Below are 21953 nucleotides of genomic sequence, written 5' to 3' on the forward strand. Positions count from 1 at the left end.
GGGTCGGGGCTGGCCTGTTTCCGCTGTGGGCGACCCGCAGGACGGTCGGTGCTCCAGCCGGGGGAGTTCAGCCCTGCCCGAATGGACCTAGGCCCCGGGGTGGGACGCGGCGCATCATGGCCACAGGCGGGTCTTCTCCTCGGGAGGTCGGGTGCCGCACACCAGAGCGGAAGCGGAGGACACACACCGGGGTACCCCGGTGCGCGCTGTCGTCGCCCGCCCCCGGACCGCCGGGAACGCGGCCGGACTGATGGCCCTGCAACGCTCGGCCGGCAACGCCGCCGTGGCCGCCTACGTGGCCCAGCGTGAGCCCCTCGACGCCGGCGCTCCCGCCGGTGCCCCCGCCGCACCCGCGCCCACGCCGGCCCCCGCGCCCCGGAACGCCGGTCCGACGATGGGCGTCCCGGACACCCCGCAGGCCACGATCAGCGAGGGGCCGATCGGTGAGGTCGTCCTCGACGTGCCCGACTGGAACCTCGTGCCGGCGGGGGCCGCGAGCAAGCTCTGGGAGCTCAGTACCGGTGACATCCCGCTCGCCACCCTGGGCATCCCGAAACTCGGGGTGCGGGTCGGGCTGGACGGCAAGGCCACCGCGAAGGCGGGGGTCACCGGGGCGTACCGGGCGGGCATCCGCAACATCCAGTTGGGCATGCGATCGAAGAAGGTAGCCGAGGCCGCCGGCATGTTCGACTGGCTCCTCGGTCCGGCCGCCGCCGCCAACCGCGTGCGGAGCAAGGCGGCCGAGGGCGTGGCCGCCATCCTGGCCGTGCCGCAGATGTTCGCCACCGACAACGAGTTCCGCATGATCGGCAATCTCGACCTGTCCGGCAGCCTGGCCCTCACGTTCCAGTTGGAGGGCTCGTTGAAGGCGGCCGCGAAGGCGGCCGGGCTGGAGATCGCGGCCATCGGTGCCGGGCTGACGGCCTCGACCGGGGCGTCGACCGAACTGCGGGTCAACGACAGGGTGGGGATGTACTACCACGGCGGCCGGTTGCACCTGCGCAGTCACGCGGACCGGAGCCTGAACTTCAACCTGTTCTTCGACCTCAGAGCCTTCCTGGAGGCCACGCTGCTCGGCTACAAGTGGCGCCGCGACTGGGAACTGGTCCGCAAGAACCTCGACTACAGGATCCCGCTGAGCGCCACGGTCGACGTGGGCTACAACAGCGCCGGGGCCGGCGACGGTCCGGCCGCCACCACGATCAACATCACCCAGGGCCTGGCGACGCTCCAGGACCTGCTCGGCAAGCTGTTCAGCGCCGCGACCAGCCCGGAGGACCAGCTCAACCTGCTACCCGGCGGGGGCGGCGCGGGCGGTCCGGGCGCACCCGGCGCCCCCGGGGGAACCGCCGGCGCGGCACCGACCGGCCGGACGAAGAACGATCCGATCCCGATGGACTGGCACAAGCCGCCGGGCCTGTACCCGATGTCGATCACGCTCGGCGAGAACCGCTACTTCCTCACCGAACCCGACTGGCTGGTCGTGCCCAACACCCCGGGGCTGTCCGATGTCCGCAGGAGCGCGATGCGCCGCGACAACGGCGAGCACGTGATCAAGATCGGTGTGAGCACCGGCAGCAAGTTCTTCCCGAGCATCAACAGCGTCTGGCCCCGGGTCCGGGTCGGGGCGGTCCGCGGCGGAGTCGTCCAGGACCAGTTCCGGGCGCTCCTGCGCGCGTACGGCTATGACTGGGGTACGCACGAGGCTGACCACGTGCGGGACCTCCAGTGGGCGGGTTCGGACGCGTACCCGAACCTGTGGCCTCTGGAGCGGTCGCACAACCAGGCCGCCAACGAGGTGTTGAAGCAGCAGGTCACCTACCAGGACGCCGCGGGACAGGTCCACACGGTGCCGCTGGAGCAGACGCCCCTCAACCTGTACTTCCAGATCCGGCGCTGGGTCTGAACAGGGCCGGGACTTCGTGCCGTGGCGGCCCGCGGCCGACGAGCTCCGACGGGAGGCGTCACGACGTCAGTTCGTGCCGGGAGGTGGCGCCGGTCTTGCGCATCGCCTTCGCGATGTGCTGTTCGACGGTTCGGACCGACAGACCCAGGCGCGCGGCGATCTGGGCATTGGTGCGGCCCGCCGAGGCGAGGTGGGCGACCTGCGCCTCGCGGGGGGACAGCGCGGGGCCGTAGCTCGGCCTGCCGCGGCGCTTGGGTTGTCGGCTGTGCAGGGAACGCCTGGCGCCGTTCCCGGCGGCGGTCGCCCCGAGTACCTCGAAGATCTCGATGGCTCGTTCGAGGTCGTCGGTCTCCTGGTGGAGTTCGGTGTGCACGAATCGGTCGCGCCACACATGGGTAGTCGCCGTCCAGTAGGGGCGGCCCAGGTCCGTGAACGAGGCCAGGGCGTTGTCGTAGGCCGCGACCACGTCGGGAGCTCTGCCGCCGCCCAGGTCGAGGTCCATGGCTTTGCCGAGCGTCAGGCCCGCGGTCGCGGCGGGGGCGTCCCGGCCGTCGAGGCCGTGCTCCATCGTCCGCAGGAGGGCTGCGACCTCCGTGCCGCGGTCCAGGCCGTGCAGTACCTCGACGGCGATCGGCATGAGCTCGCTGGCCCATACCCACAGGCCGGTCTGGTGGATGATCCGCAACGCGCTGTCGAGTTCCCGCGTCGCCGTCGTCCTGGCGCCGCGGTGGTAGTGGTGGCGGGCCAGCAACGCCCCGGTCGTGGCTCGGACCGGCGGTGCGGCCGTTTCCCGAGCCCGGGCCGCGCCCACACCGCTGAGCAGGCTGACGGCGGCCTGGCTGTCCCCGTGCTCGAAGGCGAGGGCGCCGGCGATGAGGCGGCACTCGGAGGCGACCCGCGGCAGCGCGTGGTAGCGCCCGACGAGCTGTTCCGCCGACGCCCGCAGGGTCGACCAGTCGCCGCGCAGCCAGTTCAGCCGCACCGCCGTGACCCGGAGCTGTTCGGCGAGGTAGTCGGCTCCGAGCTGGGCGGACCAGTCCCGGCCTCGGACGAGGAAGCCCTGCGCCGCCGCGTAGTGTCCGAGCCAGCTCGCCCCGTCTGCGAGATTCAGGCAGCCCCGCATCCGCTGTCGGGCCAACTCGGGGTCGTCCGTGTCGCGGCTGACGACCTCCGCCGCGGCCCACGCCTCGGGGGCGCCGACCGTCATCAGGGCGGTGAGCCGGTTGACCTGGATGGTGGCCTCGGTCAGCGGGTCGGGGAGCGGACCTGCGGTGAGCCCGGCCTCGACCCGGCCGAGCCAGCCGAGGTGGGTGTCGACGTGCCGCTGGCCGGAATAGGGGAGTGCGAGCGAGGACATCACCTTCAGCGCCAGTGGTGGGTCGCTGTCACGGAGTTCACCGACCGCGGTCTCGAGTTCCCGGTACCCGCCCTCGTGGTCGCCGAACTGGCTCAGGAGCAGGATTCCCAGATTGTTGCGCAGCTCGCCCCGCGTCGCGTCGGGCAGCGGCACCTCCGAGAGGATCTCGCGCACGGTGACGACGATCTGTTCGCAGTCCAGCCCGTCGAACGCCGCCCGGCTGAGGACCGTCGCGAACCGCACCCGGTCGGAGTCGGTGAGGTCGGCGTTGAACAGCAGGGCGCGCAGCAGGTGCACCGCCGTGCTCCAGTCACCGGACCCGATCGCGGCGTCGGCGTGGTGTTCGCTGTGGTCACGCCAGCGGTCGAGGTCGCCCGCCTGGTACAGGTGGTGCGCCGTGAACACGGCGTCGCGGGGCCGCAGCGCCGCGGCTGTGTGGTGCAGCCGACGCCTCGTGGCGGGCGAGGTCGACTCGTGCACGACGCGGCGCGCCGCCTCCCGGCTCCAGCGGAAGTGATTCGGCGACGCCTCGCGCAGAACCCCGGTCGCGACGGCTTCGGCCATGGCGTCGCTGACCGCGGTCGGCGTCAGTCCGGACAGCACGCGCAACTCGTCCTCGGTGACCGCCTTTTCGCAGACCGCCGCGGCGTGCAGCAGGGTGCGCGCCTCCTTGCCGCAGAGCCGGAACCACTCGGTGTGGACGTCGCGCAGGGCCTTGGGTATCGCGACCGCGGCCGACCGCGTGCCCGCACCTGGGTCGCCACCTGCGGCGCGACCGAAGTCTCGAACCAGCGCGGTGATCGCGTGGGGCAGCCCCTCCGCCAGCGACAGCGCGCGGCGCAACCCCGGAGGTAGCGGCCCCCGACCGTGGAGCTTCTCGGCCAGGGCGACGGCTTCCGTGTCGCGGAGCGGGCCGAGCCGGACGTGCTCCACGGGGAAGCCCGGCTCGGCCAGTTGGGTCAACGGGGGCAGATCGGCGTGGGGACGGTACGCCAACACGATCGCCAACGCGGGTAGCCGGTGCGTGCACAGGTAGCGCAGGAACGCCCGGGTGGCGGCGTCGCACCACTGGAGGTCGTCCAGCATCAGCACCATGGGCGCCGGAAACGAGAACAGCTCCCGCAGGGCGCGGAAACAGCGGGCGAGGTCGGCGCGCGGATCCGGCAGAGGTGGGAGCGCGGGGGGTAGCCGATCGGCCAGTTCGGGTAGTCGCGGAGCCAGGGCGCCCAGCACGGGGTTGGGGCGGGGCGGCAGGCGCGGGTGGCTCAGCGCCGCCTCCAGTACCGGGCCGAGTCCGCTGGCGAAGGGTGCGCACGCCGCCGACAGGGTGAGCCGCCCCCGCGCGGTGGTGGATGTCCGGAGTCTTCGCAGCAGGTGGGACTTGCCGACCCCCAGCTCCCCTTCGATCAGCACCACCGACGGCGCGGCGCCGATCAGGTCGGTGACCATCTTCTCGGTCCGGCCGCGCTCGGACCGGTCACCGTCACCGTGACCAGGTGCCGGCGCGGTCCCCTCTGGGGCGCCGTTCATCGGCACATTGTAGGCGCGAAACGGGATCGACAACAATCATGCGCCGAAGGCTGCTGACCAGGTCAGGAGCTGGATTTTCTGCGTGCGGACGTGCTTTTTCTGGGTGGCGCCACGGCTTGAAGGCCCTTCGTGGATCGAGGACCGTCGGAAGCCGCACGCATCGATATCTCACCAGGAGGACCGTCATGATCCGACGTCCGTCCCGCTCCCGACCGAGAGCGGCAGCAGTACTCGCGGTCGCCGTCTCCGTCATCGCCCTGACTTCTCAGGTGTCGTTCGCGGCACCCCCGACCGGCCCTGCCACGGCCGCCCGCGCCGCGGCGAGCGTACGCGCCTACCTCGTGCTCACCAGCCCTGGATCCGTCGACGCCGTGACCCCGGCGATCACCGCCAACGGCGGCCAGGTTCGTACCAGTTACAACCAGATCGGCGTGATCCTCGCCCATTCCGGCGCCTACGACTTCGCGACCAGGATGCGCAAGGTCGCCGGGGTGCAGAAGGTCGGCGACACGCGCGGCGGCTACGACGTGCCGACCCCGGGCACGCTGGCCACGACCACCGGCCGCGACTCGGCGGCCCGCCGGGTCCTCGAACGGGAGCTCGGCGCCGCCATCGCCGCGCCCGCCGAGCCGGTCGACTGGAACATGCAGCAGATGGGCGCGGACCAGGCCTGGGCGATCAACCCCGGCAGCAGGTCGGTGACCGTCGGGATCCTCGACACCGGCGTTCAGGGAACACACGAGGACCTGCGGGACAACTTCGACTCCGCGAACTCGGTGTCCTGTCTCTACGGCAAGCCCAACACCACGCCGGGCGCCTGGGAGCCGGACAACGGCGCACCCGCCGCGGGGCACGGCACGTCGGTCGCGGGCATCATCGCCGCCGCCAGGAACGGCAAGGGGGTCGTCGGCGTCGCGCCCAACGTGAGAATCGCGTCGGTCAAGGTCATGGAGCCCGAAGGATACATGTACCCGGAGAACGTGGTCTGCGGTCTGATGTGGTCGGCCGACCATGGCTTCCGGGTCACCAACCACAGCTACTACGTCGACCCGGTGACGTTCAACGACCCGAACAACCTCGACCAGGCCGCGGTGATCGAAGGGGTCGAGCGGGCCGTCGACTACGCCAAGGGCAAGGGCAGCGTCACGGTCGCCGCCGCGGGAAACTACGCGACCAACCTCGACACCGAGCCGGGTCTCTTCCTGCCGGGCGATCTCCCGAACGCCATCTCGGTCACCGCGGACACCGTCGACAAGAAGCTGGCCTCGTACTCCAACTACGGGCTCAACACCGTCGAGGTGACCGCTCCCGGCGGCGAGGGCTCCGCCATGATCAACACAACGGCCATGGGCGGTGGGTACACCACCTTCAACGGCACGTCGGCCTCGTCGCCGCACGCGGCCGGCGTCATGGCGCTGCTGGCGTCGGCGAACCCGCAGGCCACCGTCGACCAGCTGCGCGCACTCCTGCTGAAGCAGGCCGTCGACACCCCGTGCCCGTCCGGCGACAGCAGGTGCACCGGGACGGCCGCCAGGAACTCGCACTTCGGTGAAGGCATCGCCAACGCCCTCGCGGCGGTCTCCGGGGGTACGTCGGGGGACACGCAGGCCCCCACCGTGCCGGCGTCGGTCCGGGCGTCCGGTGTCACGGCCACGAGTGTGTCGCTGGAGTGGAACGCCTCCACCGACAACGTGGGCGTGACGGGCTACCAGGTCTTCAACGGCACCACGCTCGCGGCGACGGTCACGACCACGGCGGCGACGATCAGCGGACTGGCCCCGTTGACGAGTTACACGTTCAGCGTCAAGGCCGTCGACGCGGCCGGGAACGTCTCGGCGTCCAGCAGTCCGCTGACCGTCACCACCAAGGCGGGTGGTTCCGAGACGACCGTGTACTTCTCCGACTTCGAGTCCGGGGGTTGGACCGTCAACCCCAATGGCACCGACACGGCGACGTCCGGCCGGTTCGAGGTCGCCGCGCCCCAGGCCACGAACTACAACTCGTTGACCATGCAGCGGGGCAACACCACCAGTGGCACCCGCGCGCTGGTCACCGGCGCGGCGGCGGGCGCCTCGGTCGGCGACAACGACCTCGACGGCGGTGTGACCAGCGCCCTGTCCGGGCAGATCGCGTTGCCCGCCGACGGCAAGCTCACCCTTTCGTTGTCGTGGTACCTGGGGCATTTGGCGAACTCGGCGGGCGCGGACTATCTCCGGGTCCGGGCGATCACCTCCGACGGGGCGACGGTGCTGTTCGAGAGGAAGACCGGTTCCAGCGACACGGCGGCGCAGTGGACGACGGCGACCGTCGACCTGAGCTCGCTGGCGGGCAGGACGATCAGGATCTCCGTCGAAGCCGCCGATGTCGCCGGCGGCAGCCTGGTGGAAGCCGGGGTCGACGACGTCCGCGTCACCCGACGCGCCCCCTGACCGGCCCACCGTCGACGGGGTCCCGTCCCTCCGGGACCCCGTTCCCTTCCCCCTCACAGCAACAGGAGACAGCCATGCGCACACGTGTCCTCACCGCGATGATCGGCGCGGTCGCCCTCACCCTGGGCGCGGTGACAGCGAGCCACGTCGCCGCCGCGACCCCCGCCCCGCCACCGGACTCCCCGCCCACGGGGATGATCGACGCCCTGTCCAGGGACCTCGGCATCAGCCGGGACGCCGCCGTCAACCGACTTCTCGCGCAAGGCGCGGCCGAGACGGTCGCCCGAACCCTGTCGGCGAGGGTCCGGGAGCAGAGCCCCGGCCACTGGCTCGACGAACGCACAGGCAGGCTCATGGTCGCCGTCGTCGACGAGCAGGCCGCCGCGCAGGTGGGCGCGACCGGCGCGACCCCGGTCAGGGTTCTCCGCGACCGTGCCGAACTGGGGCGGCTGAGCGCCGAAGTCGCCCGCCTCGCCTCGCGGGGTGCTCTGACAGTGACCGGGTGGGGAGTCGACCCGGTCACCGACACCGTGGTGGTCCGCGTGCTCGCGTCCGCCGGAGACACGGCGAGCGACGCCGCCACGGGAGAGCTCCGCCGACTCGGCGACGGCGTCCGGATCCTCCCGGTGAAGGAGCGGCCCGGTCCCCAGAGCGGTGACGTCCGCCCCGGCGGTCGGTGGCTCCCGGGCGCCGAGGCCAACTGCTCGGTGGGCTTCCCTGCCACGGACAGCGGCGGGGGCCGCCACTTCCTGACCGCGGGCCACTGTACGAACGACGCGAACCAACCCGCCTGGGGCGCCGACAACCAGCAGGACCGGATCGGCACCTCCAACGTGGGCGGCACACGCAGCGTGTTCGGTCGTGAAGGAGACATGGGAGTCGTCGCCGTCACCGAGGCGGCGTGGCGGCTCTCGGCCTCAGTCAACACGTACGGCGGCCCCGCCGTGACCGTCACCGGTGCGACCGAGCCGATGGTCAACCAGGCCGTGTGCCACGCGGGCCTCGCCAGCGGCTGGCAGTGCGGCAAGGTGACCGCGGTCAACCAGACCGTCGTCTACACCACCGCGACTCTGGAGGGGATCGCCCACACCACCGCCTGTTCCCTCGCAGGCGACTCCGGTGGTGCCTGGCTCGCGGGGACCCGCGCGGTCGGCCTGCACTCCGGCGGCTACGCCTCCTGCTCGCCGGGAGGCGCGGACGACCAGTCCCTGTTCCAACCGGTCGGCGAGGCGCTCAGCAAGTGGGGCCTCACCCTCCACACCGGGGGCATGCCCGGGGACACGCAGGCCCCCACCGTGCCGACCTCGGTTCGTTCGTCCAACGTCACCGCCACCAGTGTGTCGCTGGAGTGGAACGCCTCCACCGACAACGTGGGCGTGACCGGCTACCAGGTCTTCAACGGCACCACACTCGCGGCGACGGTCACGAACACCACCGCGACGATCAGCGGACTCAACCCGTCAACGAGCTACACGTTCAGCGTCAAGGCCACAGACGCCGCCGGGAACGTCTCGGCGTCCAGCGGCCCGCTGACCGTCACCACCAAGGCGGGTGGCTCCGAGACCACCGTCTACTCCTCCGACTTCGAGTCCGGTGGCTGGACCGTCAACCCCAACCGGACCGACACCGCGACGTCCGGCCGGTTCGAGGTCGCCACACCCCAGGCCACGAGCTACAACTCGTTGACCATGCAGCGGGGCAACACCACCAGCGGAACCCGCGCGCTGGTCACCGGCGCGGCGGCGGGCGCCTCGGTCGGCGACAACGACCTCGACGGCGGCGTTACCAGCGCCCTGTCCGGGCAGATCGCGTTGCCCGCCGACGGCAAGCTCACCCTCACACTGTCGTGGTACCTGGGGCATTTGGCGAACTCGGCCGGCGCGGACTACCTGCGCGTCAGCGCGATCACCTCCGATGGCGCGACGGTGCTGTTCGAGAAGAAGACCGGCTCCAACGACACCGGGGCGCAGTGGACCACGGCGACCGTCGACCTTACGTCTCTGGCGGGCAGGACGATCAGGATCTCCGTCGAAGCCGCCGACGCGGCCGGCGGCAGCCTGGTGGAAGCCGGGATCGACGACGTCCGCGTCACCCGACGCACCCCCTGACCGGCCCACCACGCGGCGTGGACGGGGTGACGTGAAAGGCGTCAGATGTCATCCTGCTTCCCTGACTGGCCTCGATCACCTTCGTCGACGCCTACGCCGCTGAGGTCACGGCGTGACAGGAACCGGGCCTGAGACGCACCAGCGCCGCCCGCCCCAAGGGGATGGGCGGCGCTGGTCGACGTGTTCCCGCAATCAGTCCAACGTCTCCGAGGAGACGGCCAGCTGATGGGGCCGGGGTGGCCGGGGCCGGACCTGTGCCTGGCCTGGCGGTCCGGCCCCGGAGCGAGCGCTGCAGGTGACCGCTGCGCCGCGCACCGATCCTTACCCGCGGGGCGGAGCCGCAAACGTCGCAGGTCGCCGAGGCGCGCCGAAGCTGTGTGTGCCCGACGCTCTGTCCGCCGGGGGACCGTGCCATCCACACAAGATCAGCACCGGCGGGTGGGGTGCCTGTTCCCGCTCGATCAAAAGATCTTCGATGGCGGGTGTACGCCGACCCGGACGGCCACCCGTTGTGCCTGCTCCGGGAGGTCTGACCGGGCAGGCGGCTACCGGTCCCGGCGCACCGGGTAGCGCAGGTGCAGCACGCCGTGGCCCTGGAGCACCACGTCGGGGTCGGCGAGCAGCAGCCCGGCGTCGGCGAGGGTGCCGAAGTACCGCCGGCCCCGGCCGAAGACGACCGGCACGACGTCCATCGACACGTGGTCGATCCGGCCCGCCGCCAGCGCCTGCCCGCCGACGTCGCCCGCGGCCACCGCGATCTCGCCGTCGCCGGCCAGTTCCCGCGCCCGGGCGATGCCCTCGGTCACCGAGGTGACGAAGTGGTAGGAGGCCTCCGGGTGCCAGTCGGCCGGACGGGGCCGGTGCGAGACCACCACGACGTGCTCGCCGGCCGGCGGGTGGCCCTCCCAGCCATTGGTCAGGTCGAACTGGCGCCGGCCGATCACGATCACCCGCAGCCGTGACCACAGGTCGCGCACGTAGCCGGCCGAGGGCTCCGAGACCCGGAACCCGGCGCCGTGCACCTCGGGGTGCTCCCCGGTGACCAGGGGCTGGTCGCCGTTGAAGTACCAGTCGTGCAGCGGGCCCACCCCGTCGTTCTCGTCGGCGATGTAGCCGTCCAGCGAGACGACCGCGTGCAGGGACGTCGTACCCATCGTGGCCCGCCCGAAGACCCGGACCCCGAGGGTCGCGCCCCGGTGACGACCCTCCCCGCGTCCGCCGGCCGCGCGGGCCGGCTACGGGTGGCCGTTCGGTGCGGGCCGGTCGGGGGTCTGCGGATCGAGGGCGTCGTAGGCCGCGTGCACGGCCAGCACGCTCTCCAACTCGGCGATGGTGGGAGCGAAGAACTCCTCCCGGGTGTCCGCGTTGTTCATCGAGTGCACGACGTAGTACATGCCGCCGAAGCCGGCCAGGAGCACGGCGAGGCGGAACATGGCGGCGGGCTGGTCCGGGAACACCGTCGAGTACTCGATCGGGGCTCCGATCCACTGCCGCGCCAGCGACGGGTACAACACGAGCCAACCGAGCAGCGTGAACAGGCAGTACAGCCCGAGCCCGACGACGGCGCCCTGGATGAGCTGGCGGATCGCGAGCGCGAACAGCAGATTGGCCTGCTGGCGTGGTCGCAGCGCCGCTCCCACGGCACGGGACGCCACCCGCGGGGCGAGCCGGGCCAGCGGCGTGCCCGCGCAGGCGGCCAGGATGTCCGCCGGGCTCATGTCGCGCTCGATCCGACCCAGTTCGACGCGCAGCCGGGTCGCCACCGCCAGCACCGAGATGGCGGCCAGCACCGTGACCAGGACGAGGATCCGGATCCAGGGCAGCCGGTTGCACAACTGCCACAGCTCGCCGGTGAAGAACAGGAACAGCGTCACGAACAGCAGCACCGGCAGGGCGCGGCCCTGGAGCCGGGCGCTGTGCCGCAGGTCCGTGGCGGCGTGTCCCAGTGCCCGGACGGACAGCGCGACCAGTCCGTTGGCCGTGACCAGGTACCCCAGGGCGACGAGAACGATGTCCACGGCGATCCACAGGCCCACCACCTCCGCGATGATGCCGAGCAGGCGACCGGGGTCGAGGTCGTCCGGGTCGTCCAGTACGACCTCGACGAGGCCGTGCACGCTGAGGTGGAAGTCGAGCCATCCGAGGGCGGCCATGCCCACGGCGACGACGGGAGGCCCGAACACGTGCGCGAGGAGTACCCCGACGGCGGTGCCTGTCGGTAGTCGCGGCGGCGGCCGAGTGCCCAGCCGGGTCAGCCACGCCCAGGTGGCCGCCGCCCCGACGGCGGCCACGGGAAGCACCTGCGCCGGGCCGAACCCGGTGAACATGTCCAGCCACAGCAGGGCGGTGAACACCAGGTAGGGCACCATGCGGGAGACGACCTGGCGGAAGCCGTACCCCGTGATCAGCTGGGGTATGCCCTGTCGGATGAACCAGCTCTCCGTCCGCGACAGCACCCGCCGAACCTGGGAGGTTTGACTACTCATCGTCACAGTGTCGAGCACCGGGCCTGCCGCACGTCGCCGACCCCGACTCCGCACCCCGCCGCCCCCGTGCGCTCGGCCCGCACCGTGTCGTCGCGGACCGCCAGTGGGGGTGCCGTTGGTCTGTCGGCCCCCGCGGTAGCGTGCGGAGATGGTGATGTCGCTGGACCTGGCCGGACTGGCCGGGCCGCCCCGGTACGTGGTCTCGCCACTGGTCGAGCTGGGTTGGGCCTGGCACGCCATGGTCTCCGACCACCACCGGCCCGGGACGGAAGCGCCCCACGGGCTGCGCGGAGAGCTCGTCGACTGGTCGTTCCTGGTCAGGGCCGTGCGGGCCACCTTCCTGGCCGACCCGACGCTGCTTCCGGGCAGTACGTGGGACGAGCAGCTCGACGGCCTCGTGCGCCTGCCCGCCGCGGAGTTCACCGCTGCCGTACTGCGCCCACTGGCCCGGGCCAACGGCCGTCCCGTGGTCGGCCCGGTCGGGGTACTCGGACTGGCCCGGGCCCGTGGTTCGGCGACCCAGGCGCTGGTCCGGTTGGTCCTCGACGAGCCCGAGACCGCGCGGGGTCGGTTGGTCGGGCTGCTGGCGGCCTGCTGGAACGGCTTCTTCGCCGACCAGTGGGACCGGGTCGGCCAGCTGCTCGCCGCCGAGGCCGACCGCGCGGCGGAGCGCGGCTGGCGCGGGGTCGCCGAGTTGTCGCCGACGATCACAGTGGACGGGACCCGCCTGGTGATCGACAAGATCCAGAACAAGCGCCTCGTGGCCGCGGGCAGGGGCCTGGTCCTGCTGCCCACCGTGCTCGGCGGGCCGCATGTCTACGTCGCGGACGAGCCGGGACGGCCCGTCGTGCTGCACTATCCGGTCCCGGCACCTCCGGCCGCGGCCGACAGCCGGGCCACCCTGCGCAGGCTCACCGCGCTGGCCCACCCGGCCCGGCTGGAGATCTGCCGGGCCATCGCCGTCGAACCGAGGTCCGCGCGGGAGATCGCACTGCTGTGGGGCATGGCCGAACCGGCCGTGACCAAACATCTGTCGGCGCTGCGCTCCGCCGGGCTGGTCCGGACCGAACGGGCCGGGCATTTCCTCCGCTACGCACTCAACGACACGGACATCGCCGGGCTCGGCGCCGACCTCCTGGAGGTGCTCCGCCGGTAAGCCTGCCGGAGTTCGGCAGGCTTTGGCCCGGCGCCCCCGGGCGGACGTAGCGTCGCCCGCATGACGACCCTTCCCCTCGCCGAAGCGGTGAGCCGGCTCACCGCGGACCGTGCGCTGCTCCTGGACACCCTCGACGCGCACCCGGACCCGCACGCCCCGTACGCGATGGCGGGCACCGACCCCTGCGAATCCCTGCACGACCTGCTCGCGCACGTCCTGATGTGGCACGAGATCAACCTGGCCGTACTCACCGAAGCCCGCGCCGGCCGCAGACACTGGAGCCTCGACCCGCGCTGGGAGACCCCGGAGGCCGGCCGTGCGCTCAACCTCGGCGGAGTACTCGCCGGACGCGAACTGTCCACCGGGATGCTGCTGCATCGCTTCGACCGGGCATCAGCCGCGCTACTCGACGTACTCGACGAGCAGCACCTGGAGCTCGCCCAGTACGTGATGACGGGCTACAACGAGCCCTACCGGCATGCGGCCTACCACTTGAAGCCCCTCTGATTCCCATGCCCTGACCAGGCACGCTCCCACTTCAGGGAAGCCGGAGCAGGCCGGTTCAGGGCGAAAAGGGCCCCAGTCAGCCGGCCTGGCCGTCCTGCGCGTCGGCGTGGCCGCGGTTCGTGTGCCGCTGGAACCGTTCGCGGGCGCGCCGATGGGCCTCGCGGAGGAGTTCGCCGACCGCCGCGGCCGTATCCGGGCCCGGGTTGACGACGGCGAGCCAGTGCAGGCCGCCGTACACCGGGTGCGGGATGATCACGTCGGCGGTGCCCGGATCCGTGGGTCCCGACCTGGTCCACCGGTCGAACTCCTCCGTTCCGGCGGCGACGTTCAGGCGGAAGACGTCCGGCCGGTCGAGCCGCGACGTGTCGTCGCCGGGGTAGTCCTTCGTCACGATGGTGGCGAACGGCTGCGTCCTCGGGACGACACCGTCGGGCGCGTAGTAGAAGAACGTGTCGCCCCAGGAGATCTCGGGGGAGCCGTCGCCCGGTCGCGGCGTGAGGACCAGGACCCCGTCCATCGCTCCGACGCTGTCGATGATGTCTTGGATCTTCATGCCCCCAGCATCACACCTGACGGCCCGTGCTGCGGCCGGCGACCCGGGCGTGCCGGACTTCCTCTCGGCGGAGGGCACTGGATGGGCGCGCCTGCCTGAACCGGCGAGCGCCTGAGGGTGAATTTGGTGTTCACCCATTATGGGACGGGCCGAAGTTTACGATACGCATACACACAGTTACTTTGGGTGATGCTGGTCTGTGTCACGGGAGACTCGCACGCCCCGATCCGAGAGGCGAACTCTATGGATTCGAACGTGCACCGACGGCCCCTGATCACAGGTCTGGTGGCGCTCCTGGCCACGGTGGGCACCCTGGCGTTCTCCGCCACCGGCGCCGCCGCGCAGGAGGGCCGCGTCAAGGCCTGGGGCAACAACGCCAACCTGCAACTGGGCGACACCAGCGGCACCGCCACCCGCCTGACCCCGGCCACGGTGGCCGGGCTCACCGGTGGGGACGTGTCCGCCGTCGCCGCCGGCTTCTACCACTCGCTGGCGCTGCTCACCAACGGCACCGTCGAGAGCTGGGGACGCAACGCCGAGGGCCAACTCGGCAACGGCGCCTCGGCCGCCTACTCCGTCCCCGGCACCGTCCAGAACCTCACCGACGTGGTCGCCGTCGCCGCCGGCGTGCAGCACAGCCTGGCACTGCTGTCCGACGGCACACTGCGGGCGTGGGGCTACAACGGGTACGGCCAACTCGGCGACAACACGCTGACCAACCGGTACAACCCGGTGACCGTCGCCGGGCTCACCAACGTCGTGGCCGTCGCCGCCGGCAACCACCACAGCCTCGCGCTGCTGGCCGACGGCACCGTCAAGACCTGGGGCTACAACGCCAACGGCCAACTCGGCGACGGCAGCGTCACCAACCGCTCGACGCCCGTGACCGTCACCGGCCTGACCAACATCCGGGGCATCGCCGGCGGCGCCAGCCACAGCCTGGCCAGACTCGGGGACGGCACCGTGCGGTCCTGGGGCTACAACGCCAACGGCGAGCTCGGCGACAACACCGCCACCCAGCGCACCACACCGGTCACCGTGGACGGGGTCACCAACGTCCGCGACATCGTCGCCGGGTCCAACCACAGCTTGGCACTTCTGGGCGACGGCACGGTCAAGACCTGGGGCTACAACAACTTCGGCCAACTGGGCGACGGCACCACCACCAACCGTCCCACCGCCATCGTCCTCGACACCGTCACCAACGTCCGCTCGATCGCCGCGGGCAGCCACCACAGCCTGGTCCTGACCCGCGACGGCCGGGTCCGCAGCGTCGGATACAACGCCTCGGGTCAGCTCGGCGACGGCTCCACGAGCAACCGGACCGTGGTCACCGGGCCCCTGACCGTGCTCAGCAGCGTCTCGCTCATCGCCGCGGGGGGAGAGTTCAGCATCGCAGGCTGAGCCCACGAAACCCGACGGTGGGACTGACCGGCCCGCCTGGCCTCAGGGTGACATTCGCAGGAGTGCGGATGTCACCCTGAGAACCCTGCTCCGCGCGTGGGCCTTCGGCCCGGTCCGGCGCCGGCTCGTCGCTGGCGGCGGCGCGTATGCCGGACGGGCGGACCGGCGGCCGGCGATAATGGCGGCGTGGAGTATGTGTCCAGGGTGCCCGGCCCGCCGCTGGACGGGCTGATCGACGACCTCTACTACCTGGAGGGCGTCCCGCCGTACTCCAGGTTGCTGCTGCCGGCGGCGCCCGCGCCACTGCTCATCGTCAACCTCGGGGCGCCGTTCCTCCTCCGCGCGGGCACCGACGTGGACGCGGTGGAGTACGCCGACGGCTGCGCGGTAGCCACGCCCACGCGTGCGTGGGAGTTCGGCTATCCGATCCCGACCCGGTCCGTCGGAGTGCACTTCAGGCCGTGGGGCCTGGCACCGTTCCTTCCGATGCCCGCGTTCGAGTTGTCCGACCGACCTGCGACGGTGGGGCGGATCTGGGGCCAGCCCGCTGTCGCCGCGTTGCGACACCGACTGACCTCGGCGGACGCACCGCACGACATGCTGATGCTGCTCGAGGAGGAGCTCGTGCGAAGGCTGCGGGTGATCGACGGTCTCGACCTGGTCCGCCACATGAGCGGCGCCGTCGCGGCGACAGGCGGGACAGTGCCGATCAGCGACATCGGCATGGCGGCCCGCGCCAGCAGCACCTATCTGGCGAAGCGGTTCAAGGCCGTCGTCGGTGTCACGCCGAAACGGCTGGCTCGCGGCTACCGCTTCAGCTCCACCGTGTTGGCGCTCGACGTCGCCGCACCGATCGACTGGGGAGACGTCGCCGCGGGCGCGGGCTACTTCGACCAGGCCCACTTCGTGCGCGAGTTCCGGGAGTTCACCGGGCTCACGCCGACCCGGTACGCCGAGGTCCGGCGGCGATTCCTGCGCGATCACCCTGACCACGTCCTGGACGGCTGGCCGCTCCCAGCCGATTGATTCCGTACAAGAGCGACTCCTCACGCCGCACGAGACTGGGGACTCCAGACAGAGGAGGAATCATGGGGAAAGTGGTCATGAACGCGTCGGTCTCGGTGGATGGTTTCATCGCCGCTGAGAACGACGATCCCGGTCCGATCTTCGAGTGGCTGGTCAGCGGTGACGTGCCGTTGGACGACAGTGGCGTTCTGAAGGTGTCGCAGGCCTCGTTCGACTACGTCCGGCCGTACTGGGACGAGATCGGGGTGACCATCGCCGGCCGGCACGCCTTCGACATCACCGACGGCTGGGATGGGACGCCTCCGAGTGGGATCGACCATGTGGTCGTGGTGAGTCACCGTGGTGCGCCCGAGGGCTGGGACCTCCGGGCGCCGTTCCACTTCGTCGACGGCATCGAGGCGGCCGTGGCCAGGGCGCGGGAGCTCGCGGGTGACCGCACCATCGAGTTCGCCGCTGGCGACGTCGGCGGCCAGGCGCTCGCGGCGGGCTGGGTCGACGAGGTACGCATGGACGTCGCCCCCGTCGTGCTCGGGTCCGGCAAGCGCTACTTCGGCTCCGTCGACGCGCAGCACCTGCTGGAAGGCCCGGACGTCGTCGTTCAGGGCCACCGGGTGCTCCACCTGCGCTACCGGGTGCGCCGCTGACCGATCTGAGCGGGTACGCGAGGAAGACCGCTGCGGCGGTGACAGGGGATCGGGCGCCCGGCCGCGTGTGCACATCGCCGCGCGGGAGGGCCCCGCCCCGGTGGGGCCCTCCCGCCGTGGAGACGCAGGCGTACCGGCCAGGTCAGTCCTCGTCGGGCTCGGGGCGCCCGGCCAGTTCGGTGACGGCCGGTACCGTCGCGACCAGGCCTGCGACCAGGTCGGGGAGTGAATCGAGTTCGGGCAGGTCGTACAGGAAGCAGACCTTGTCGCCTTTGACCCACACCGCCGGATAGCCGAGCCTGGACAGGCTCGCGGGCAGATCCGACTCCAGCCAGCGAAAGACCACCTCCGACAGGTCGTCGGCCAGCGGGACGTACTCGTCACGGGGGTCGGAACGCCGCCGGGCGCGCGCCGTCCGGAACGTCCTGCAGACGTGGGGGAGATGCACGTACACGGCCAGCCAGTAGGTGCCCCGTAGTTGTTCGATCCGCCGGAACATCGTCACGATGACCGTGTGGCCGTCGACCACCCCCGACGCCGTCGGAGTGCTCACGGCGTGTACGTCGCTCAAGAACGTGAACAGGCCGTACTCTCCCGCGAGTGGGTTCTCGGCGGCTTGCCAGCCAGGGGCGGCGGACAGCGCGACCACCGCCCGTTGTGCCCGCAACGCGCGTCGGAACGTCCTTGTCTCCCGGGTGATGCCGTAGACGAACGGCGCCGCGAGGACGATGCCGAGCAATATCCAGGGGATCACCAGGGGCCCGCCTTCCGTCACCGCCCCGGACGGTCCTGGGCGCGGAACCCGCGCTGGCTACGCGGCCCGGGCTGTGCCTCGATCCGATCACAGGACAGCGGTTTCCGGAACGTGGGCACCTGTCGGGTAAACACCGGACAGAACCTGGATCCGTCCGGGGCGTGGGGACCGCCCGACCCGCGAGATGCCGGGTCATCGCGCACAGTGTGCCCGCTCGCCCCCAGCTCGGCGGCCGGGTGCGAGCCGATGAACCCGGATGTGCCCGTCACCGGAACGGTCGTACCCATGGCGCCGCCCCGGTCTACAGTCGGGCGATCGTGGCCTGGATCTTCTTCTCTGTGAGGTTGCCGAGTCGTTCGAACTCCAGTTTCATGATGGGCGCGGCGAGTTTGGCGAGTCCGTGCAGTTCTATCGTCGCGCTGTAGGTGACCTCGGCGCCGCCGGGTGCCGGTTTGACGGTGATGTCGTCGGTGGACGTGGCGGTCTTGTTCGTACCCACCAACGTCACCCGGCCGGGGTCCAGGCGCTGCAGACGGTAACTCAGTTCGGTTTCCCTGCCGAGGACCTTGGACACGTTCGTCCAGGTGGACCCGACCTGGACGGGCCCGGCGCTCGTCGGGGTGCAGCGGACCGTGCCGGGATCCCACTCGGGGGCGTGGGAGAAGTCGGCGAGATAGGCCACGACGACATCGACGGGCCTGTCGACGAGGAAGGTGCGCACCACGTGAACCATCAGAACTCCTGGGTTGCCTGCGGACGGTCGGTTGCGTTCCCCCTCTGATTCGTTGCCGACGCGCTACCGGACTGGTGCCCGGAGAATGGTGCAGGAATCCCCGCGCGTCGCGTCGGGTTCACAGACTCACAACTGCCCGGGCCGCGACGCACAGGCCGACGACGACCACGAGGCCGGAGGTCGCCAGCGGGGCGAACCGGCGCACGAGGGTTCCGGTGCGGCCGGTGAGGCGGGGTTCGAGGCGGTGACGCCAGCGGGCGAGGAGGAAGCCGATGCCGACGAGGGTGGCGGCCATGCCCAGGCCGTAGCCGAGGACGAGGATGACGCCGAACCAGGTGCGGCCCAGGGCGATCGCGCCGAGGAGCACGACGACGGCCGACGGGCTGGGCACGAGGCCGCCGGCGAAGCCCATCGCGGTGACGGTGAACAGGCTCAGCGCCGACCGCGCACGGGGGCCTGACTCGTGGTCGTGGTGATGGTCGTGCGCTGCGTGGGCACGAACGTCGTCGTGGCCGTGCTCCGCATCGTGGCCCCCGATACGTGCGGGGGAGTGGCCGTGAGCGTGATGGTGGGAGGCCTCGACCTGTGTGGACGCGCCGGCCGCGTGCGCCCCGACCAGTTCCGACCGGTGGCCGTGCGTGTCCGGCGGCCCGTGGTGGTGCCCGTCCGACCCGTGGGTGTGCCCGGCCGGGTGGTCGTGCCCGCCTGGCCCGTGGGTGTGCCCGTCGTGCCCGTGGTGGTGCCCGTCCGGGCCGTGGGTGTGGCCGCCGGGTCCGTGGTGGTGGCCGTGGGCGAACCCGTGCCCGCGCCAGGCCCGGTACAGCAGTACCGTGCCGACGGCGGCGAGGAGTACGCCGCTGGCCAGGCCGAGCCAGCCGTACACCCGTTGTGGTGCGAAGGCGAGGGTCGTGGACAGCAGGAGGCCGAGGATCATGACCCCGCCGGTGTGGGTGAGGGTGACCGTGGCGGCGATGACGCCCGCGTGGCGCAGGGATCCGCGTTGGGCGACGAGGTAGGCGGCCATCACGGTCTTGCCGTGCCCGGGGGCCAGTGCGTGGGCTGCGCCGAGGACCAGGGCGATGAGCACGGCGAGTACCCCGATGGTGAGGGTGAGTTTCGGCCGTCCGATGAAGTCGGTGAACGCCAGCGTCAGCCGGTCGATGCCCCGACTCTGGGCGCTGGTAGCGGTGTGGGCCGCTGGCGGGGCGGCGGTGCCGCCGGGGGTGGCGGTGAGGTGCGCGGCCCGGATGTCGGAGGGCGAGGACAACTGCTGTTCCGGGTATGCGGTCAGCCGGTTGCTCGGGCTCGCCCCCGGCACGTCGCTCGCGGTGAGCGTGACGGCGTCGCCGACGGCGGTCACCTCCCGCCAACCGATCCGGTCGGGGTAGGCGTCGCCGGAGTACCCGAGTTCCGTGGTCGTGGTCACGGGTGTGTCGGCGCGCAGCCGGCACTCCAGGCGCAGGGTGGTTAGGCCCGCCGTGCCCGCCGGGAACGTGACCGTCCGCGCGGTCACGGCCACCGGCACCCGCCGGTCCCCGACTGTCAGCCGCACCGCGTCGGCGATCCGGGCGCACTCCCCGGCGGCGTAGGCGTCTGCCTCTCCGGCCGTGGGGGCCGCGTCGTGCCAGAGTTGCTGGCGGAGCTGGTAGGCGGGGAGTTCGGCCAGATCAAGGACATAGTCGATGGTGGTACCGGCGGCGTCGACGGTCAGCCCGGCGTACTGGTTGGTGGTGAAGTTCCCCAGCGGGTGCGCCCCGGCCGGGGCCGCCCCGAGCAGCACGGACCCGACGAGTACCGCCCCGAGAACCCCGAACCACCGGCCCCCGGACCGCCACCGGTTCCGGGCCTGCGCCCGCTCCCCGGAACGCCACCGGTCCCTGACCTGTGACCGCTCCCCGGACCGTCGCCCGGTCCCGAGGCGCCTCATCGGGACCCGCCGAGGCCCGCCAGGGCCGCCCGGGCCCGGGGCGCGTGCGCGACGGAGAAGTGCGGGTTGATCGTCAGGGCCGTCTCCAGGTGGCTACGGGCGTGCTCGCGGTCGCCGGTGGCGGCCTCGATCACGCCGAGGTGGTAGGCGAGCAGGGCGCTGCGGGTACCGAGCCGCTGGGCCTCCCGGGCGTACGGCAGTGCCTCGGCGGACCGTCCGTTGACGTGCAGCGCCCAGGCGAGCGCGTCGGCGGCGAACACACTCTTCCGCGCCCCGTAGGCCGCCCGGGCCGCCTCCAGCGCCGCCGGGGCCGCGTCGTGGTCGGCGTCGAACAGCGCGAGTTCGAGGTCGGTGTTGACGCCCTGGGCGGCGACCAGTCGCTGGCTGGCCCGCACCAGGTCGTACTGGGCGCGGGCCCTGGCCGGATCGCCGTGCGCGGTGAGCAGGTCGCCGTACTCGGCGAGGTAGGTGGGGTTCGGGAGCCGGTTCACGACGGCCGCGTAGTCGGCGAGGGCGCGGGTGGTCTGGCCGCGTGCGGCGAGGACCCGGGCGCGGCCGATCCGCAGGGTCGCGTCCTGTGGGGCGCGGGCCAGACCCTCGTCGAACCGCCGGCCGGCGTGGTCGAGGTCGCCGGTGCCGAACGCGAGTTCCCCGAGCTGGTACAGCGCGAACGTGGTCGTGGCCGCGTCGGGTGCGGCGGCCAGGGCCCGTTCGAGGGCGGCGCGCGCCCGGCCGGGGTCGCCGCGCAGTTCCCAGGTGTAGGACGCGCGGGCGAACGAGGACGCGTCGGGGCGCAGGTCGACCATGCGCTGCACGGCGGCGAAGCCCTCGTCGTAGCGGCCGAGTTCGATCAGCGCGTCGGCGCGGGCCCCGTGCGCGGCGGCCAGGTACCCGTCGACCGCCAAGGCGGCGTCGGCGTGCCGCAGCGCGGTGTCGAAATCGTGCCGGGCGGCGGCGAGCGCTGCGAGGCCCAGTTCGGCGGGGGCGTTGTCCGTGGCGCGGACGGCCACGGACCGTTCAAGGGCGGTCTGGGCTCGGGGGTAGTAGCCGGGATCGCCGGTGGCGCGGGCCCGTTCGACATAGGCCAGTCCCAGGTCGGCGAGGGTGCGCCAGTCGCCGGGGACCTCGCGGACGCGGCGCTCGGCGCGAGCCAGCGGGTCGGCGGGGACGGTCTGCCCGGCGGGGGCGGGCGGGTCGACGCTCATCAGCGCCCCGGCGGTGGAGCCCACCACGACCAGGCCGATGAGGGACAGTGCGGCCACGCGGGTGAAACGCCGGACCATGCGACCTCCAGGTCATCACGGGGCGCGGTCGCGTCCCCTGGTTGCTTCGCACCAGCAAACCGGCCGTATGGGTCAATTCACAAAATTTCCTCCATAGGCTACCCAGCTGGGGCATATCCCGCTCCGAATCGCTCTGCGAGGCGAACATCC

Annotated in this window: 16 protein-coding genes; 8 read left to right on the forward strand and 8 right to left on the reverse strand. The window is 71.9% G+C overall.

Annotated features, from left to right (window positions below; all coding sequences use genetic code 11):
• Positions 1-199: 199 nt before the first annotated feature.
• The gene (locus PT931_RS10705) at positions 200-1906 is read left to right on the forward strand and encodes a hypothetical protein (protein WP_456245568.1); all 1707 of its coding nucleotides are present in this window, start codon (positions 200-202) and stop codon (positions 1904-1906) included.
• Between the two features lie 58 nt (positions 1907-1964).
• Here PT931_RS10705 and PT931_RS10710 read toward each other — a convergent pair whose 3' ends face one another.
• Positions 1965-4793 (reverse strand): ATP-binding protein, encoded by a 2829-nt coding sequence (locus PT931_RS10710; RefSeq protein WP_456245569.1) that lies wholly within the window; start codon positions 4791-4793, stop codon positions 1965-1967.
• 185 nt (positions 4794-4978) lie between these two features.
• Between PT931_RS10710 and PT931_RS10715 the strand changes: the two genes are divergently transcribed.
• Together PT931_RS10715 and PT931_RS10720 are read left to right on the forward strand one after the other, a co-directional pair.
• Complete coding sequence (locus PT931_RS10715) at positions 4979-7222, forward strand: S8 family serine peptidase (RefSeq protein WP_456245570.1); 2244 nt, start codon at positions 4979-4981, stop codon at positions 7220-7222.
• A 74-nt stretch (positions 7223-7296) separates the two neighbouring features.
• Complete coding sequence (locus tag PT931_RS10720) at positions 7297-9330, forward strand: fibronectin type III domain-containing protein (RefSeq protein ID WP_456245571.1); 2034 nt, start codon at positions 7297-7299, stop codon at positions 9328-9330.
• A gap of 545 nt (positions 9331-9875) precedes the next feature.
• Here the strand turns inward: PT931_RS10720 and PT931_RS10725 are convergent.
• Entirely contained in the window at positions 9876-10484 is a 609-nt protein-coding gene (locus tag PT931_RS10725; protein WP_456245572.1) for a dihydrofolate reductase family protein, read from the reverse strand.
• Between the two features lie 81 nt (positions 10485-10565).
• Complete coding sequence (locus PT931_RS10730) at positions 10566-11816, reverse strand: hypothetical protein (RefSeq protein ID WP_456245573.1); 1251 nt, start codon at positions 11814-11816, stop codon at positions 10566-10568.
• Between the two features lie 148 nt (positions 11817-11964).
• Here PT931_RS10730 and PT931_RS10735 point away from each other — a divergent pair, with 148 nt between their 5' ends.
• Together PT931_RS10735 and PT931_RS10740 are read left to right on the forward strand one after the other, a co-directional pair.
• Positions 11965-12972, forward strand: coding sequence for a DUF5937 family protein (locus tag PT931_RS10735; RefSeq protein WP_456245574.1), 1008 nt, complete (start codon positions 11965-11967; stop codon positions 12970-12972).
• Between the two features lie 60 nt (positions 12973-13032).
• Positions 13033-13479, forward strand: coding sequence for a hypothetical protein (locus PT931_RS10740; protein ID WP_456245575.1), 447 nt, complete (start codon positions 13033-13035; stop codon positions 13477-13479).
• 76 nt (positions 13480-13555) lie between these two features.
• Here the strand turns inward: PT931_RS10740 and PT931_RS10745 are convergent, their stop codons facing one another.
• Positions 13556-14032 (reverse strand): DUF6194 family protein, encoded by a 477-nt coding sequence (locus PT931_RS10745; protein WP_456245576.1) that lies wholly within the window; start codon positions 14030-14032, stop codon positions 13556-13558.
• Between the two features lie 255 nt (positions 14033-14287).
• Between PT931_RS10745 and PT931_RS10750 the strand changes: the two genes are divergently transcribed.
• The 3 genes from PT931_RS10750 to PT931_RS10760 all read left to right on the forward strand — a co-directional run bounded on the left by PT931_RS10750 (position 14288) and on the right by PT931_RS10760 (position 17106).
• Positions 14288-15436: an RCC1 domain-containing protein gene (locus tag PT931_RS10750; RefSeq protein WP_456245577.1), complete on the forward strand. Its 1149-nt coding sequence runs from the start codon at positions 14288-14290 to the stop codon at positions 15434-15436.
• 186 nt (positions 15437-15622) lie between these two features.
• On the forward strand, positions 15623-16462 hold the full coding sequence (locus PT931_RS10755) for a helix-turn-helix domain-containing protein (protein WP_456245578.1): 840 nt from the start codon (positions 15623-15625) through the stop codon (positions 16460-16462).
• Between the two features lie 62 nt (positions 16463-16524).
• The gene (locus tag PT931_RS10760; RefSeq protein WP_456245579.1) at positions 16525-17106 is read left to right on the forward strand and encodes a dihydrofolate reductase family protein; all 582 of its coding nucleotides are present in this window, start codon (positions 16525-16527) and stop codon (positions 17104-17106) included.
• A gap of 142 nt (positions 17107-17248) precedes the next feature.
• On the opposite strand, the gene PT931_RS10765 is transcribed toward PT931_RS10760, so the two are convergent.
• The 4 genes from PT931_RS10765 to PT931_RS10780 all read right to left on the reverse strand — a co-directional run bounded on the left by PT931_RS10765 (position 17249) and on the right by PT931_RS10780 (position 21803).
• Complete coding sequence (locus PT931_RS10765; protein WP_456245580.1) at positions 17249-17860, reverse strand: hypothetical protein; 612 nt, start codon at positions 17858-17860, stop codon at positions 17249-17251.
• Between the two features lie 301 nt (positions 17861-18161).
• On the reverse strand, positions 18162-18593 hold the full coding sequence (locus tag PT931_RS10770; RefSeq protein ID WP_456245581.1) for an SRPBCC family protein: 432 nt from the start codon (positions 18591-18593) through the stop codon (positions 18162-18164).
• Between the two features lie 118 nt (positions 18594-18711).
• Positions 18712-20520 (reverse strand): nickel/cobalt transporter, encoded by a 1809-nt coding sequence (locus tag PT931_RS10775; protein ID WP_456245582.1) that lies wholly within the window; start codon positions 20518-20520, stop codon positions 18712-18714.
• Entirely contained in the window at positions 20517-21803 is a 1287-nt protein-coding gene (locus PT931_RS10780; RefSeq protein ID WP_456245583.1) for a tetratricopeptide repeat protein, read from the reverse strand. Before PT931_RS10780 ends, PT931_RS10775 begins: the two co-directional genes overlap by 4 nt.
• Between the last annotated feature and the right edge of the window lie 150 nt (positions 21804-21953).

The organism is Longispora urticae (assembly GCF_053902585.1).